Annotated in this window: 14 protein-coding genes; 7 read left to right on the forward strand and 7 right to left on the reverse strand. The window is 52.3% G+C overall.

The window, feature by feature from the left end; all coding sequences use genetic code 11:
- Positions 1-114 precede the first annotated feature (114 nt).
- A complete protein-coding gene (locus tag ACKPCT_RS13000; protein WP_319567096.1) occupies positions 115-339 on the forward strand; it encodes a helix-turn-helix domain-containing protein in 225 nt (74 codons plus the stop codon).
- Positions 336-1,592: a type II toxin-antitoxin system HipA family toxin gene (locus ACKPCT_RS13005; RefSeq protein ID WP_319567097.1), complete on the forward strand. Its 1,257-nt coding sequence runs from the start codon at positions 336-338 to the stop codon at positions 1,590-1,592. The genes ACKPCT_RS13000 and ACKPCT_RS13005 overlap by 4 nt, the downstream gene beginning before the upstream one ends.
- A gap of 648 nt (positions 1,593-2,240) precedes the next feature.
- Here the strand turns inward: ACKPCT_RS13005 and ACKPCT_RS13010 are convergent.
- Positions 2,241-3,032: a DeoR/GlpR family DNA-binding transcription regulator gene (locus ACKPCT_RS13010; protein WP_090075412.1), complete on the reverse strand. Its 792-nt coding sequence runs from the start codon at positions 3,030-3,032 to the stop codon at positions 2,241-2,243.
- A 98-nt stretch (positions 3,033-3,130) separates the two neighbouring features.
- Entirely contained in the window at positions 3,131-4,024 is an 894-nt protein-coding gene (locus ACKPCT_RS13015) for a PfkB family carbohydrate kinase (protein ID WP_090075411.1), read from the reverse strand.
- Between the two features lie 172 nt (positions 4,025-4,196).
- On the opposite strand from ACKPCT_RS13015, the gene yihU reads away from it, so the two are divergent.
- From yihU to ACKPCT_RS13035, 4 genes are all read left to right on the forward strand, one after another.
- A complete protein-coding gene (gene yihU, locus ACKPCT_RS13020) occupies positions 4,197-5,087 on the forward strand; it encodes a sulfolactaldehyde 3-reductase (protein WP_319567098.1) in 891 nt (296 codons plus the stop codon).
- A 24-nt stretch (positions 5,088-5,111) separates the two neighbouring features.
- Positions 5,112-6,167 carry an aldose epimerase family protein gene (locus ACKPCT_RS13025; protein ID WP_319567099.1) on the forward strand — a complete coding sequence of 352 codons (1,056 nt, stop codon included), beginning with the start codon at positions 5,112-5,114 and terminating at the stop codon, positions 6,165-6,167.
- A gap of 77 nt (positions 6,168-6,244) precedes the next feature.
- Positions 6,245-6,988 (forward strand): sulfite exporter TauE/SafE family protein, encoded by a 744-nt coding sequence (locus ACKPCT_RS13030; protein ID WP_090075408.1) that lies wholly within the window; start codon positions 6,245-6,247, stop codon positions 6,986-6,988.
- A gap of 189 nt (positions 6,989-7,177) precedes the next feature.
- A complete protein-coding gene (locus ACKPCT_RS13035; RefSeq protein WP_090075407.1) occupies positions 7,178-8,041 on the forward strand; it encodes a class II fructose-bisphosphate aldolase in 864 nt (287 codons plus the stop codon).
- Between the two features lie 310 nt (positions 8,042-8,351).
- On the opposite strand, the gene ACKPCT_RS13040 is transcribed toward ACKPCT_RS13035, so the two are convergent.
- From ACKPCT_RS13040 to ACKPCT_RS13060, 5 genes are all read right to left on the reverse strand, one after another.
- Positions 8,352-10,373 (reverse strand): alpha-glucosidase, encoded by a 2,022-nt coding sequence (locus ACKPCT_RS13040; RefSeq protein WP_407652410.1) that lies wholly within the window; start codon positions 10,371-10,373, stop codon positions 8,352-8,354.
- Between the two features lie 148 nt (positions 10,374-10,521).
- Entirely contained in the window at positions 10,522-11,574 is a 1,053-nt protein-coding gene (locus tag ACKPCT_RS13045; RefSeq protein ID WP_319567100.1) for a TRAP transporter substrate-binding protein, read from the reverse strand.
- 74 nt (positions 11,575-11,648) lie between these two features.
- Complete coding sequence (locus ACKPCT_RS13050) at positions 11,649-12,938, reverse strand: TRAP transporter large permease (protein ID WP_090075404.1); 1,290 nt, start codon at positions 12,936-12,938, stop codon at positions 11,649-11,651.
- A gap of 30 nt (positions 12,939-12,968) precedes the next feature.
- Complete coding sequence (locus ACKPCT_RS13055; RefSeq protein WP_319567101.1) at positions 12,969-13,493, reverse strand: TRAP transporter small permease; 525 nt, start codon at positions 13,491-13,493, stop codon at positions 12,969-12,971.
- A gap of 74 nt (positions 13,494-13,567) precedes the next feature.
- Positions 13,568-14,914: an L-fucose/L-arabinose isomerase family protein gene (locus ACKPCT_RS13060; RefSeq protein ID WP_319567102.1), complete on the reverse strand. Its 1,347-nt coding sequence runs from the start codon at positions 14,912-14,914 to the stop codon at positions 13,568-13,570.
- Positions 14,915-15,321: 407 nt separating this feature from the next.
- On the opposite strand from ACKPCT_RS13060, the gene ACKPCT_RS13065 reads away from it, so the two are divergent.
- Entirely contained in the window at positions 15,322-16,149 is an 828-nt protein-coding gene (locus tag ACKPCT_RS13065) for a HipA domain-containing protein (RefSeq protein WP_319567103.1), read from the forward strand.
- The last annotated feature ends 29 nt before the right edge of the window (positions 16,150-16,178 follow it).

Below are 16,178 nucleotides of genomic sequence, written 5' to 3' on the forward strand. Positions count from 1 at the left end.
CGTTCGGGATGTTTTTCGTCACATCAACACTCTGATGGCACCCGTCGTCCCGTTCGGGTCTTTTTCGTGCATTTTTAACTGAGTTGTGCTAAATTCGTCCCGAAAGGGATGATCATGGCCAACATAGATAGTTCTCAAGATCTTGGAGCGCTCATTCGCGAAGAGCGCAAACGGCAGGCGCTGACACAGGAACAGCTGGCTGCCCTTTCGGGGGTCGGCGTACGCTTTGTGCGTGAGCTGGAGCATGGCAAGGAAAGCTGTCGGGTGGGACTGGCGCTCACAGTCATGCAGACCCTTGGCCTCACCTTCACGGTCAACAACCGGGAGGATGACGCATGAGCCGCACTCTTGATGTCTATTTGCGCGAGAGTTTGGCAGGTTCCCTAATTCAGATGGATGATGGGCAACTCTGCTTCTTCTATGATCCTGACTACCTGTCTTCCAACGGAGCCGCTCTTTCAGTCTCAATGCCCCTGCAAGAGGTCCCCTACCCTGATGCGGTAGCCCGACCTTTCTTTTCCGGACTGCTACCAGATGAGCGCGCGCGCAAAAGGCTCGCTGCCGCCCTCGGCGTCTCGCAGCAGAATTCCTTTGGGCTACTGGAAATCATCGGTGGTGAATGCGCTGGTGCCCTCTCGCTCTTGCCACAGGGATCAGAACCTCCGGACTTTAGGTCTCAGGATATCGAGCCACTGGACGAGAAACGCCTGAGCCAGATCCTTGATCTGTTGCGGGAGCGCCCTTTGCTCGGAGGAGAGGAAGGTGTACGTCTGTCTCTTGCCGGTGCACAAGACAAGCTGGCGGTATGCGTGACCGGAGGTCAAATCTCGCTCCCCAAAGCCGGCAAGCCGACGACCCATATCCTCAAGCCCTTCATTGAAGGGCTGGATGGCACGGTTGAGAATGAGCTCTTCTGCATGCGTCTCGCAAACCGCATCGGGCTGCAGGCTCCACATGTCATCAAATCGTCAGCAGGAGACACCGACTTCATTCTGGTGGAACGCTATGACCGCATACAGCAAGCGGACGGCTCCATTGCCAAACTGCATCAGGAAGACTTCTGTCAGGCTCTCAGCGTGCCGCCCGAACTCAAATATGAAGAAGAAGGTGGACCGGGGATCGCACAGTCGGCTGGTTTGATCCAGAAACACACGCGTCGCCCTGCCGCTGACAGGCTAGCCTTCCAGCGCATGGTGATGTTTCACTATATGGTCGGAAACGCAGATGCACATGGCAAGAATTTCTCTTTGCTCTATCACGCCAGCACACCGGATCTAGCCCCCCTCTATGATGTGGTTTGCACCGCGGCCTATCCACGTCTCACCAAGAAACTAGCCATGCAGATCGGCGGGCGAGGTCTTGCCGACACGATCATGCTTGAACAATGGTACACACTTGCTGCTCCAACCAAGGCCGCCCAAAGAGTGCTCCGCACCGAGTTGGCCACAATGGCCAGCAGGATCGAAGCAGAAGCCGATGCTCTGCTCGACGAGTTGCACGCTGAAGACCTGTTTCACCCGATCCTGAAGACCGTCAGGACAATCATTGGCACCCGTGTCAAACTTGTGAGAGACCAACTCGAGAAGGCATGAGAAAGGCCCCGGCGATTGCCACAGCATCCTTGCGACTGAAGTAACGCGGAGGATGGAAAGGAGTGGCTTTGTTGCTTCGCGAGGAATGTCGGCTCGCCGACATGGGAAGAAAGCCCATCCGAACCATTGCGGCCTAGACGACCGAGGCATAAGCCGATCTTCGGCCAGATCGGGCTGATCCTCCCCCACTGAGTTGGTCCACCGTTATAGTTCGGGAAACGGAGGATTCGCTATGGCGAACAAACGCCCCAAACCAGAAGAAATTGTCACGAAGTTACGGCAGGTTGAGATCTTGACGGATTAGGGGGAACCTTAAAGTTGATTCCATCTAAAGCCCAAAAGAGGCGAGAAACTCCTCCAAAAGCGTCAATTCTTCTTAGATTACCTCAAGCGCAACCTTGGCTTTGAAATCAGCAAGGTAGCGTTTTCTCTTCGTCATTTCGGATCTTCTTTCTCATCAGAAAATCCACCTTAACACTTGGTCCGAATTTCTAGGACCAGCTCTCCGTTCTCTAGGGAAGCCACATCGTCAATTATGAAGATATGATCTTCCCGGATACAAACTAAGAAGCCTTTCCCACTTTGAGCCACGGGTGGAAATGCCAAGTAATGGCAAGCCTGAACAAGTAGGATTGCCCATAAGTGGCGCTATTTTCTATTTGGCGATGAACAGACAAGCAGCTTAACCCCGTTCAACTCCAACTGCATGCGAATGTCTGCCGGAGGCTGGGAATCTGTAAACAGAGCAGAAATATTCTTGATATGGCCCATTTCAACAGTCGCTGTTGTGCTGAATTTGGTCGAATCCGCAGCAATGAAAACCTTACGTGCGGTTTTCATCATGCTTTGCACCATGATCACTTCATTGAATTCATAATCAAGCAAGGTACCATCGCTATCGATCGAGCCGCAGCTGGTGATCAGGTAATCAACGCGGAAATGGTTGATAAAATCAAGAGCCGTCGAGCCCAGTATGCCGCCGTTGGTACTGCGCAGCTTACCGCAAGGAACCATGACATTAAAGTCAGGGTTTTGATAGAGTACGTTTGCAACACGCAAGCTATTGGTGATCACCTGTAACCCACGCTTCTGCAACAGATGCTTCGCAATGGTCTCAGTAGTGGTGCCAATGGAAACGAAGATGGAACTGTTATCAGGAATCTGGGCCGCAATAGCTTCTCCAATGGCTTCTTTTTCTTCGGTTTCGGAAGTCTGCCGGACGGAATAGTCCAAGTTGACAACGCTGGAATTGCGCGCGGCCCCCCCATGGTGCCGGATGAGTAGCTTTTGATCGCTGAGTTTCTTAATATCGCGCCGGATTGTTTGCGCAGAAACGTCGAGCAGCTCCGTCAATTCCTCTACGCTGATATAACCCCGTTCATTGACTTCCCTTAGAAGCTTGTCCTGGCGGGGGGTCCCAACAATGACGGCGTCTGACATGTGGCTTTATTCCTGTTCTTGCAAATCAGATTCATTCCCGACCCTTCGCTTCATCGGAAATGACCTCTTTATATGTTCATTGTTATAGGGCGGCGTCCCTATTGGCTGGCAGCCAGAAAGGCATTCACGGTTTCCAGATCAGGAATGCCTTCTCGCCCTCCATATTTTGTACATTTCAGCGCAGCAACGGCGCTGGCAAACCGCACGGTTTGCGACGTTTCCATACTCTTGGCCAGAGCGAATGCAAAGGCCCCGTGGAAAACATCTCCGGCCCCGGTTGTATCCAATACATCCACTTTGAAGCCGGAAGCATGCCGGATATCCCCATCTTCCAACCAGTAGCAGCCATTCGCTCCTGCTGTCACATAGACTTTACCATCGGTTCTAGTCTGAGCAAGGCGCAATCCACTCAAAAGATCATCTGTTTGTGCGAATTTCGCCAATCCCGGTTCGGAAAACGCCACATGATCGGCCAAACCGACCAGATCTGAAATGTCCTGCGGCGTGACGTCGGCATCCAGCACACTGGGAACAGAAGCATTTTTAGCCATTTTCAGAGCATATGCAGCCCCGTCGTGCCAGCGCACATCGCACAGAACGGCTTGGAACTTTGCGAAATCAACAGTCTGCATCCATGTTGGATCTGTGCTTAGGGTTTCATCCTGGTAGTTAATGATCATCCTCTCCCCCTCATCATCAACAAGGATGGCAGAGAAGGATGAGGTGGCATCTTGTACTTCACGGGTGAAGCGATGCCCGACACCATAATGATCGAATTCACGTATGATTGCCTGCGCCACATCGTCAGAACCAACCCGGCCAAGAAATTCAACCGGAAGTCCAAGTCGAGCCACGGCAACTGCGGCTGTTGCCGCCGGTCCACCTCCAATTTCGAAATAATCCTTAGCAACAAACTTGCCACCATTGGAGGGGAGTTTTTCAACGCGGAATACGCGGTCGAGAACGGTAATACCGACGCATGCAACGGTCATGCTTTTTTCCTTGTGTTTGCAACGCGCTGAAGGCGCTTGTCTTCTGAGCTTGGCGTTCTATCTCCAAAATATCACCAAAAACGACCACAAAACAACTAATATGTGTTGTAATTTGTCTATTTTTATTGCAAATGTTGTATTACGATCAAATTCGCTCAAATGGGAGGTCTGAATGACGACAGTCGGTTTTATCGGTCTGGGGCAGATGGGCGCCGCAATGGCAGCCAATCTGATCAAGGGGGGCAATCAGCTCAAGGTTTTCGACATCAACAAGGATGCAGTAGACAATTTGGCCGCGCAAGGGGCTATTGCATGCTCTTCTGCCGCAGAGGCTGTCAGCGATGTAGGATTTGTCATCACCATGCTGCCCAATGGCGCACTGGTGCGTGATGTATTGTTGGGAGGCGGAGGCGTTGCGGCAGCCATGCCCAAGGATGCATTGGTTATTGATATGTCGACCATTCATCCACTGGAGACAGATGCCCTTATCAAAGACCTCGCCGTCCAAGACATTGAAATGATGGAAGCGCCGGTGGGGCGCACGTCCGATCATGCCGTTGCAGGCACCCTGCTTATTCTGGCTGGCGGCACAAAGGACCAGATCGCGCGCGCGCAACCTTTGTTCGACTTGATGGGCTCGGAAACCGTGGATGCTGGCGGGCCGGGCAAAGGCATTCGCGTCAAGATCATCAATAACTATATGAGCATTGCGCTCAATGCCCTTTCGGCTGAAGCAATTGCCCTTTCCGAGAAGATCGGCCTCGAGTTCGACACCGCCATGTCTGTCATGAGCGGCACACCAGCTGGCAAAGGTCATTTCACAACAACATGGCCCAACAAGGTGCTGGCTGGCGACCTCTCTCCTGCCTTTATGATCGACTTGGCACACAAGGATCTGGGCATCGCACTTGATCTGGCCAATCAGGTGGGCGTGCCCATGCCGATGGGAGCTGCTTCACGAGAGCTCTACAATATCAGCCGCGTTTCCGGACGTGGGCGTCAGGACTGGACCGCGGTTCTGGAACAAGTGCGCGATCTGTCCGGCCTTGAAACCAAGGCATAACAGGACAGGCACGGGAGGACTATCATGAAAAAGACTATAGAAAACTACGGCGCGGTGGACGGCAAACGGGTCGATCTCATCACACTGAGCAACAAGGGTGGCATGACCGTTCGTGTCACCAACTATGGCTGCATCGTTACCAGCATCGAGGTCCCGGATAAAAATGGCACCTTGGCAGATGTGGTGCTTGGCTACGAATCTCTTGAGCGCTATCTAAGTGGTCACCCCTTCTTTGGTGCGATCGCCGGACGCTTTGCCAACCGCATCAAGGATGGCCAATTCGCAATCGACGGCCAAAGCTATGAACTTGAAACCAACGAAGCCCCTACGGGCCAGCATTTGCATGGCGGTTCCAAGGGCTTTGACAAATATGTCTGGGGCTATGACCTTGAGGAAAGCGAAGACGCGATCCTCATTCACTTCCATCGGGTCTCGCCCGACGGTGAATCCGGCTATCCGGGCACCATGCAGGTCACCCACACCATAGGCCTTAGCGAAGACAATGCCCTTTGCTATGATTTCACGGCAAGTTGTGATCAGCCAACCATCGTCAATCTGGTCAATCACAGTTATTACAATCTGGCAGGTCATGATAGCGGCAGCGTCGCGGATCATGAATTGACGCTCTATTCCGATTTCTACACACCTGTTTCAGACACTATGATCCCCACCGGCGAAATCCGATTGGTTGAGGGCACTGGACTTGATTTCCGCAATCCGACGGTGATTGGCACCAACATGAAGAAAGTGGATGCAGGCGGAATTGACAATAATTTCATCCTCAGTGACAAACAAACCGAAGGCCCCTACACGCTCGCCGCTGATCTCTACGAACCCAAGTCTGGTCGCTCTATGACTGTGCTCACCACGCAGCCTGCGATTCAGTTCTACAATGCCTTCAAGCTTTCCAACAAGGAATGGATCGGGCGCAACGGGTTCAAATATGAAGCATTTGGGGGCCTTTGCCTTGAGACCCAAGGTTTCCCCGACGCTCCGAACCAGCCGCACTTCCCCAGTGCGGTTCTCAAACCCGGTGAAGTTTATCATCATCGCACCCTTCACCGGTTCGGCACCCGCTAAGCCACCTATCCCCCGAGAGGCCAGAGGTCATTTTGCAGCAGCATGATCTCTGGTCACCTTTTGGCAGGACCCTCCCCATGATCATGGAAATTATCGTCGTATCGGCTATCATCGCGCTGGGTAGCTTTACGCAAGGTCTGACCGGCTTCGGATTGGCACTCGTCAGCGTGCCACTTCTCTCCATGGCGGTCGATGTCAAGGCGGCGGTGCCAATCGCAGGCATCTTCGGCTGGCTGGTTACTTTTCCGCTGGTTTGGAAAATGCGCAAGAATGTGCAATGGAAAAGTGGTTTGATTCTGTTTGTCGGATCGCTTCCAGGCTCCTTCCTTGGTGCGGATTTGCTCAAGCGGTTGCCGGGAGAGGCAATTCTGATCACGATGGGCGTCGTGCTGATCCTCTCCAGCCTTTATTCCCTCTTCTCCCGTGCGCCCCTTTTCAAAAAGACGTCGCCCCCCATCACACTGGGAACCGGATTCTTCTCCGGTGCCTTGGGCGCCAGTGTTGGAGAACCCGGCCCACCTGTGATTGCCTACACATCAATGCAGCCATGGAGTGCCCATGAGGTTAAATCGACTCTGGTGTTCTTCTTCATGCTGCAGATGGTCGGGGCCATCGCTGGTTTCTGGACCAAGGGGCTTCTGGATGCCTATGTACTAGAGCGTGTGGCCTATGCCTTTCCTGCCTTTATCGTGGGCATGAGCCTTGGCATGTTCGCCTATCACCTGCTGCACACATACAAGATCAACTATCACGGCATCATCCATTCGTTGCTTTTGATCATTGGGGTCATGCTCGTGGTGAAAAATTTCCATATTTTGTAGGTTTCATGCAGTAATTTGTGTAATAGTGTTGCTTTTCACCCAATTATCCGTCAGAACACTTTCGGAAACGATCAAAACTTGGTAACCTGCACATAGAGAAACATGAAATATGACATTGGCAGCCAATAAGATCCCAGACAGCTGTCGCGGCGCATTTTTTCGAAGAGATGCGTAACAAGAGGTAACAGAATGGCCTATATTTCCGGTACAAAACTGATCGAACGCGCCTGGAAAGACGGATATGCGATCGGCGCCTTCAGTGTACACAACGCCGAGACAACACGAGCGATTCTCAAGGCGGCCGAAGAAGAGCAGGCCCCCATCATGGTGATGATCGGACAAAAAGTGATCAACACCATGGGGCTGGATGAAATGAAGGCCATTGTGGATGCCTTCATGACAAACATCACGGCTCCAGTAGCTATCCATCTCGATCATAGCCGCCAGTTTCCGCAAACCATGGCTGCGGCGCGCGTCGGTTTCCATTCCCTCATGTTTGATGGGTCCGGCCTTGAATTTGACGAAAACTGCCGCATCACCAAAATAGTGACAGAAGTTGCGCATGCTCTGAATATTGGCTGTGAAGGTGAAATCGGCAAGATTGGCGGTGTGGAAGATGACATCGCCGTGGATGAAGCAGATGCAATGATCACCACGGTTGCCGAGGCACAGGAATTTGTTGACCGCACCAACCTCGACTATTTGGCCATTTCCATTGGCACTGCGCATGGTATGTACAAAGCAGAACCCAAGTTGGCCTTTGACCGTATCAGGGAAATCAAGGAAATCGTGCAGAAACCCTTGGTGATGCATGGCGGTTCGGGTGTGCCGGACGAGCAGGTCGAGCGCGCAATAAAACTGGGTATCGCCAAGGTCAATGTAGACACTGAGCTGCGCCAGGCCTTCACCTATGGCGCTCAGGCCTATTGGAAAGAGAGTCCAGAAGACTTTGTTCTGGCCGACTCTCTTGGGGCTGCTGAAACCATCATGAAAGAAAAGGTGAAAGAGAAAATTCGCCTGTTTGGTTCCAGTGGAAAAGCTTCTGATTTTTAAATTGGACCTCGTTCTCCCGCGAGTTTTTTCCTCCACTATAGCTGGACCATACCTCGCCCTGACCCATTTACGGGTCAGGGTTTTTGTTGTTGGGCGTTCTTGCTTCTCCCGCACGTCCTCCGTTTAATACCAATAATGTCGATTACTTTTGCCAACGTTGGATGAGTTCAGGATAGGCATTGCAAGCAAAAGGCCCAGGCAAACAAACCCCTCTGCGCACCAAGAGCGCAGAGGGGTTTAACATTTGGCTCACCATGCAGCCGGTGAGAATTGCCCGAACGCCGCTCAACCGTGAGGGTACCGACTCCTGCTAAAGCAGATCTTCAGCTGCATCCTGGATCTTGGCAAACAGCACTGTGTCTGCGCTTGACGCTCTATAGAAAACTGCGGGCTTCCCGATGGGAGCCTCCACTTCAACCCAGCCACCCTGATAATGCTCACCGCTCCAGATATGAATCCACTGATCAGGAGGCAAATAGAGTTTGCGCTGCCTTACGCCCCGCTCATAAACCGGTGCGACAAGCAGATCGCGGCCAAACAGATATTCATACATGATCTCATAAGACAGGGCATCACCTTCATAATGCATGAAGAGCGGGCGCTGAACCGGCATACCCGTTAAGGCATTCTCTTTAACTGCGGCCTTTATGTAGGGCTTCAGATGAGTGAAAATCCGCGTCATGCGGGCCAGATGGCAAAGGGTTTCGGTGTCCGTATCAAACTGGTGATTGTCTGCAGGTCGGTTGCCTTCATGGGTGCGCATCATAGGCGTGAAGGCGGCCATTTCCGCCCAGCGCATGAACAATTCCCGATCCCGCTTCATGCCGTGCAAAGTGGTATAGCCGCCAATGTCCGAATGATGGATGCCATTGCCCAGAAGACCTGAAGAGAGCGCTCCATTGATCACTGAGGGCATACCGTCGTCGATATTCCAGTTTACGCATTGATCGCCCGCCCATAGGGTGTGGCAATAGCGCTGAATACCTGTGTAGCCTGCGCGCATAAAAAACAGGATATCATCGGTCTTGCCGGCTTCCTCAATGGCTTCATGGTTGATCTTGGCCCAGCGACGTGGCCAGTCATTATGTTCGATCTCGGCGGATTTGCCATTGGCAAGAGTGCAGTCGGTGGGCAGATATTCCCCGAAATCCGCCATCCAGCCATCAAGGCCGAAATCGATCATGTTGGTCTTGATAACGCCTTTATACCATTCACAGGCCGCAGGATTGGTGAAATCCACCACGCCACAATAGAATTCGCCAAAGTCGACCACATATTTGGAGCCGTCCTGGCGGGTTGCCAGATAGCCCTTGCTGGCAGCCTCTTGATAAAGCGGAAAGTCTTCGAGCACATAGGGATTGATATAGCCAAGAAAGCGAATGCCCTCGCGCTTCAACGCATGGATCTTGCTGTCTAGCTCAGGGTATAGATCCGGATTCCACTGCCAGTCCCATTGCAGGCGTTTGCCAAAGGACGTGATCTTGACGCCCTGCCAATCCTGACACCATGCGCCAGCCACCTTGATGCCAGCGGCCTTGGCCTTGTGCAATTTCTCTAGAGTGGTTTCGGTGCCTCCCTGAATGCCCAGAATGACCCCGTCATGAACCCAGTCAGGCATCTCGGGCTGGGTGCCGAATAGACCGTAAATATTATGCACCAGAGCCGGAAAGCTCTGCTCGCAATCAAAGAGCAGATAGTCGGGAATGGCCCAGCACTGCAATTCATGAAAGTCTGAGTGACGGAAGTCGAAATCGGCATAGGCCGTGGTTTGCAGATGCACGAAATAGCGGTCGCTTGAAACAAAGGTCGGCTGCGGATAGTTGGTGTTGTAGTAATCGCCCCCTGCCCGGTCTTTGACATCAGCCTGCCAGGTGATGTAACTGGCCTTATTGCGCCCCACGCCGGGCTCGGACGTCCAGAGCGGAAAGTTGTGACCTCTGAGATTGAAATAGGTGAGCTGTTCGCCGCAGCCGTAAATCTTTTCATCTTTGCTGGCGTCAAGCCTGATCCAGACCCTGTTGAGGCCTTCCTTGGCATCATGAAACCCAATTTTAAGGCGGCCTTGCGGCGTTTCCTCGGCACAGAGCGTGATCTGGAGTTCCCCTTCATAGTGGAACTCAACACGAACAGCCTGTCCATCGCCTTTTATTACGAAACAGCGTAAGGCAATCCGTTCGCTCACATAATCCTTGATATCGAAATTGCCGCGATACATGTCATAGGTCGCGTTCCCAGTTCCAACGAAAAGAATGGGGGAGCTATGAGAATGTCGGAGCACGATCTGCTCTTTGTGCGAGAGTATAAAGCCGGTCTCGGATCTTTCGAATTTCATGTGATTGTCCCTCGATCTACTCTTGTCAATGCTGATGGCAATCAGAATTAAGAAGGGTAGACCGCTGTGCGGTGTTGAAAGAGTGGCTGTTTTTCAGATTTGGGAAGATGGAGGGGAAACACGCCCCCTCCAAGAGTGTCAAAGGCGACTATTTGGATGCCTTGGTGAAATCTTCGTCCAGCTTGGCTTCGCACGATTTGATTTCATTTTCAAAGCGATCCAGCCATTCCTTGCCGGGCTCACCGACTTGATCGATAAAGAAGTCTCTGACCGGGGCGGTCGCATCCTGGAAGGCTTTCTTTTCCTCAGCGGTCGGCGTGTAAACCGTGCCGCCAGCCTTACGGAAGGTTTCGTAAGCATCAAATTCCTTCCATTTGGGATAGACGCGCAGGAACTGGTTCTGTGCGGCAACACCATCAATGATAACGCGCTTGAGGTCATCGGGGAAGGATTCAAAGCGATCATTATTCATGACCCAAACACCGCCCATATAGGCGTGGCCGTCCAAAATAATGTAGTTCAGACTTTCCTCGAATTTCATGGTCGTTATATCGACGATGCCATTCTTGGTGCCGTCAACAACGCCGGTCGAGAGAGCGGTATAAACTTCCGGCCATGAGATCGGCGTCGGAGCACCTCCAAGGGATTTGACCAATTCCTGCTGGGTTGGCGCAGGAACTGTACGGATTTTCAGTCCTTTGACATCTTCAGGGGATTTGATCTGCTTGTTGGTGGTGGCAAAATTACGCCATCCGCCCGAGTTGGAAACCATCATCAGGCGCAAATTGTCGGTTTCCTCAAGCAAATTGTCGCGCACATCAGAGAGGAAATCTTCGTTATCATAAACGCACTCGGCCACTCGGTCGTTGGGTAGCATGTAGGGCAGATCAAACGCCCCAACAGGTGCCCAATAGTTGGCCAGTTCCGGAATGGTGGTCTGGAAATAATCAAAGATGCCAGACTGCACGCCAGAGAGGCATTCACGAGCAGTGCCGCAAAGCTGTCCACTTGGATAGATGTCGACTTCGATCGCACCGTTGGAATGGTTTTCGACGAAGTTCTTGAACACCAGAAGCGATTGATGATTGTAGCTATCGATATTGGTCACATGTGGGACCGTCAGTTTGTAGTCTGCGGCCTGCGCTGTGGCAGAAAGCAGACCGGCGGTCAGCAGGGACAGACCAAGTGCTTTGATATTCATATGTTACCTCCACTGGTAAACGTTTCGCCGACAGAGCTTCCTCTTTTCACTGCCGGCCTCCTCCATAAGCCCGCTCACATCATTCCAAGCAGTTTCGGCAAGCCAATAACGAGTGACGGGAAGAACGAAATCATGAAAATCACCACAGCTTCCGCTAAAAGGAACGGGATGATCGCTTTTGAAATTTTCTGCAATGGCACACCGGATACGCCGGAGGCCACGAAGAGCACCAGCCCCATCGGCGGTGTTGCCAGCCCGATGGACAGATTGACCACCATGACAACGCCGAAATGGATCGGGTCAATGCCCACATTGGTCATGATAGGAGCCAGAATAGGCGCAAAGATCAGGATCGCAGGTCCTGCATCCAGGAACATGCCAACAAAGAACAAGAAGATATTCATGATGAAGAACAACAGGTAGGGGTTGTCCGTCACCGAATAAAAGAATTTCGTGATATGTTCCGCCACACCGGACAGAGAAATCGCGGATGCAAAGCCGCTTGCCGCAGCCACGATGATCAGAATTGCGCCTGCATTGATACCGATGCGCACGAACATCGGGAATACATCCTTGAGCTTTAGGATGCGCATGATGAAGACCGACAGAATGAAGGCATAGAAGACAGCTACAGCTGCGGCTTCGGTTGGCGTGAAGATACCGCCATAAATACCACCTAAAATGATAACCGGGGTCAGCAATGGCAGGATTGCCGCCTTGAATGCAGCGCTGCGCTCGGCGCGCGGGGCGCGTTCGAACTGTTCAACGGCGGGATATTTCTGGATCTGCCAGCGATTGATGAGCATCAATGCAAAACAAAGGATCAAGCCGGGCACAATGCCAGACATGAACATGGCAGCAACCGAAGTGTTCATCACAAAGGCATAGATCAACATGATGCCACTGGGGGGGATTATAGTCCCCAGCACGGTCGCCGCTGCGGTAATGGCTGCTGCATAAGTCCGGTCGTACTTAAAGCGCTCCATTTCCGGAATCATCATGTTGCCGATAGCGGAAGTGGCGGCCACGGAAGAGCCCGTAAGAGCACCAAACAGGGTCGCGGAGATGATCACCACATGGCCGAGCCCCCCACGCATATGCTGCACCATCTTCTGCGAAAAACTAATGATGCGCGTGGTGATGCCACCATTGACCATGAACTCGCCTGCCAGCATGAAGAAGGGTAGCGCGAGAAGTAGGAAATTGTCCAAACCAGCATAGAGCCGCTGATAGAGTAGGTTCATGAACAGCACCTTGTCGGCTTGCAACAAGGCGATGGCCGGGGAGAGCCCGAGCGCAAAGAGAACTGGAACGCCGATAACCAGAAGGATCAGGAAATAAACGGCAAAGATCGGAGAAACCATAACTATTTTCCTCGTTTACGTCCTCGCCCGTCAGGCTTTGGGCGCATCATCGGCTGGTATGAAGTGAAAAAACTGGCGCAGCTCGGAAACGATTTTCTGCAATGCCGAAAGCAGCGTGATAGCCATGAGAAGAGGCGGCGCGATATAGATGACATTCATCTTTATCGGCAAGCTGTCTGCATGACTGGTGCCGCGCAGGAAGAAGTCGTAGCCAAACTTGATCCAGACCAGAAATGTGAGGATAGCGAGAATATGGATCACGACCATCAACAGATGCCGAATCCGCGTGCCATGCAAAGCATCGAGCAGGAAAGTCATGGCAATATTCTTGTCCTGCAGATAGATTAGCGGCAGGCACAGATAGGTCATGTAGATCATCAGAAAGCGCGAGGCTTCATCGGTCCAGCTCAATGGCATATTCAGGATATAGCGGAAAAGCACCTGTAGCAGCACAATGACGGTCATGATGACCAGCATGATGCCCCCGACCCAACTGCCGAACTTACCCAAAGGCGCATTGATGGCATTGAGGCCCTTTTCAATTGTTGCCAACATTATTTTCATTCCTGTTTGAAAAAATCCGTTCTGAAACGCATACCGACAGGGTTTGCCAGCATGCATTGGCAGTGTCAGGTCAGTTCAACCACTTCAATTCCAAGGCGTTTGGCAATCGCACGCAAAACCGGACGATGGTCGCCATAGGTCAGCGCAGTGTGGTGCTCAAGCCCTTCAGAGATCATACGATCAAGGAACTCCGCCACCGGAATATCCGGTTTGGCTGTTCCCGCTGTGCCTGAGAAGGCAAGCGGCGCTTTGATCATTTCGGCTCCGGCCAGAATGAGGCGCAGTTTTTCATGTCCCTGAGAGAAGCGGGCGACAGTGATGCGCCCGGGTTTGAGAGCAAATTCGGACAATAATGGCAATTTTCGGTTGGAATGGATCGTGCCTTGTACGGTCTGTTCTCTGTCGGCCATATCGATCGGAGCCTGCCCGCAATGCCAGAAAACGATGGTGTCGTCTTCAAGATTGACATCGACAAGGTCGGTATTGAAAACGCTGCCGCCAGAGGCATTTTGCAACACGACAGATGTCAACACGCCAAGCATGTCAGCTTCACAGCCTCCCGGCGTATGATCTTCATTGAGCAGAGCCAGCGCACCGCAGGCTGCACAGCCATATTCAGTAAAAAAGTCTGGCCAGCAGCGCACGGCCACACCCTTGTAACTCCTGTCATCAGCTTCCTGACGCAGCTTGGAATAGACCTTAAGGGTCTTGCGGGTTGCGTCCTGATCAAGCTCGGCAAGATTGGGGAAGTCCTTGGCGCGCCGTTCATAGGGAGCATCCGCGACAGAATCTGGTAGCTCTCTGACTTCGTTGATAAAATCAAGGATCGGGGTCTGATCTACTTCAACGCCGAATATCGCCTTGAGCTGTTCAGCGTTGAAATTGCAGGCATCAAATCCATCTGGATGATGCCCGACCAGCTTCATGCGTGCTCCCTGAAGATCATTGACCACTGCACCGGCACGCGCCAGCACCATGAGGCGGTCTCTTGCAGCGGCGCTATCGGGCGCATCATGGATATAATCGATGCTGAGATTGTTGCGACTCAATGCATGACTGGCCAGATTGACACCACAGAAAGAATTGAGGCGCAGACGACCACCGGTTCTCGCCTCAGGGAAGGACCACATGACCAGAAGCCCATCAACCTCCTTGCCCAGCTCAACCGTCATTGTAGCATCGGTGAATGTCACCTGTAGCAACAGCAGCATATCAAGCTTACGCTCTTTGAGGGCAGGCAGAGCGGCGAGTACAGCATCGGCATCAAATAGCAGTTCGGGCTTGCCAATCAGCTCAACATCCAGTTTTTCGAGATTTTTCCAAGCCTTGGCCAGAATTTCTTCTGCATAGGGAACATCAAAAGTCGGCCTGCCAAGAGCGACGACTCCGACGCATGGTCTTTCAACGGACATCTTATTCCTCCACAATTCTGATTTCCTCTCAGCAAGCGAAGCCTGGTCTTGACTTCGTCCTGCCGGATACCTCCATATCTGGAAATCAGAAATTTCGTTATCGATCACAATAAGGCGACAAACGATCATATACCATAGGTTATTATACGTATAAACGGCTATTTCACACAAAATAGATCAAATTTTGAAACATAAATGTTTATTATATTCCAATTATGATCAACTTTACCCTCTAAAAGGCAACCCAAAATGCTCTCCGACTTGAAAGCCGGCAGAGTATCGGGGCGCAGGAATATAATCCTGTGCTTGAGCGCCTGAACCGACAATGAATTCAGAAAAACTCAAAGCCTAACCGTAAATCAGGGGGGAGGAAGAGGGGAAGAGAAATCATCGGTGGTGAGGAAGGTGTGCGCCTGTCCCTCGCCGGTGCGCAGGATAAGTTGGCGGTATGCGTGATGGACGGTCAAATCTCGCTCCCCAGAGCCGGCAAGCCGACAACCCATATCCTCAAGCCCTCTATTGAAGGGCTGGATGGCACGGTTGAGAATAAACTCTTCTGCATGCGTCTTGCAAACCGCGTCGGGCTACAGGCTCCACATGTCATCAAATCGTCAGCAGGAAACACCGACTTAATTCTGGTGGAGCGCTATGACCGCGTTCAGCAAGCGGACGGCTCCATTGCCAAGCTGCATCAGGAAGACTTCTGTCAGGCTCTCAGCGTGCCGCCCGAACTCAAATATGAAGAAGAAGGTGGACCGGGGATCGCACAGTCGGCTGGTTTGATCCAGAAACACACGCGTCGCCCTGCCGCTGAAAGGCTCGCTTTCCAGCGGATGGTGATGTTTCATTATATGGTCGGCAACGCAGATGCACATGGCAAGAATTTCTCTTTGCTCTATCACGCCAGCACACCGGATCTAGCCCCCCTCTATGATGTGGTTTGCACCGCGGCCTATCCACGTCTCACCAAGAAACTAGCCATGCAGATCGGCGGGCGAGGTCTTGCCGACACGATCACACTTGAACAATGGTACACACTTGCTGCTCCAACCAAGGCCGCACAGAGAGTGCTCCGCACCGAGCTGGCCACAATGGCCAACAGGATCGAAGAAGAAGCCGATGCTCTGCTCGTCGAGCTGCAAGCCGAAGACCTGTTTCATCCGATGCTGAAGACCGTCAGGACAATCATTGGCACGCGCGTTAAGCTCGTGAGAAACCAACTCGAGAAGGCATGAAGAAGGCTCCGGCGGTTGCCGGAGCCTTC

The sequence above is a fragment of the Cohaesibacter marisflavi genome (assembly GCF_963665895.2).
In the GTDB taxonomy this organism is placed as follows: Bacteria; Pseudomonadota; Alphaproteobacteria; order Rhizobiales; family Cohaesibacteraceae; genus Cohaesibacter; species Cohaesibacter marisflavi.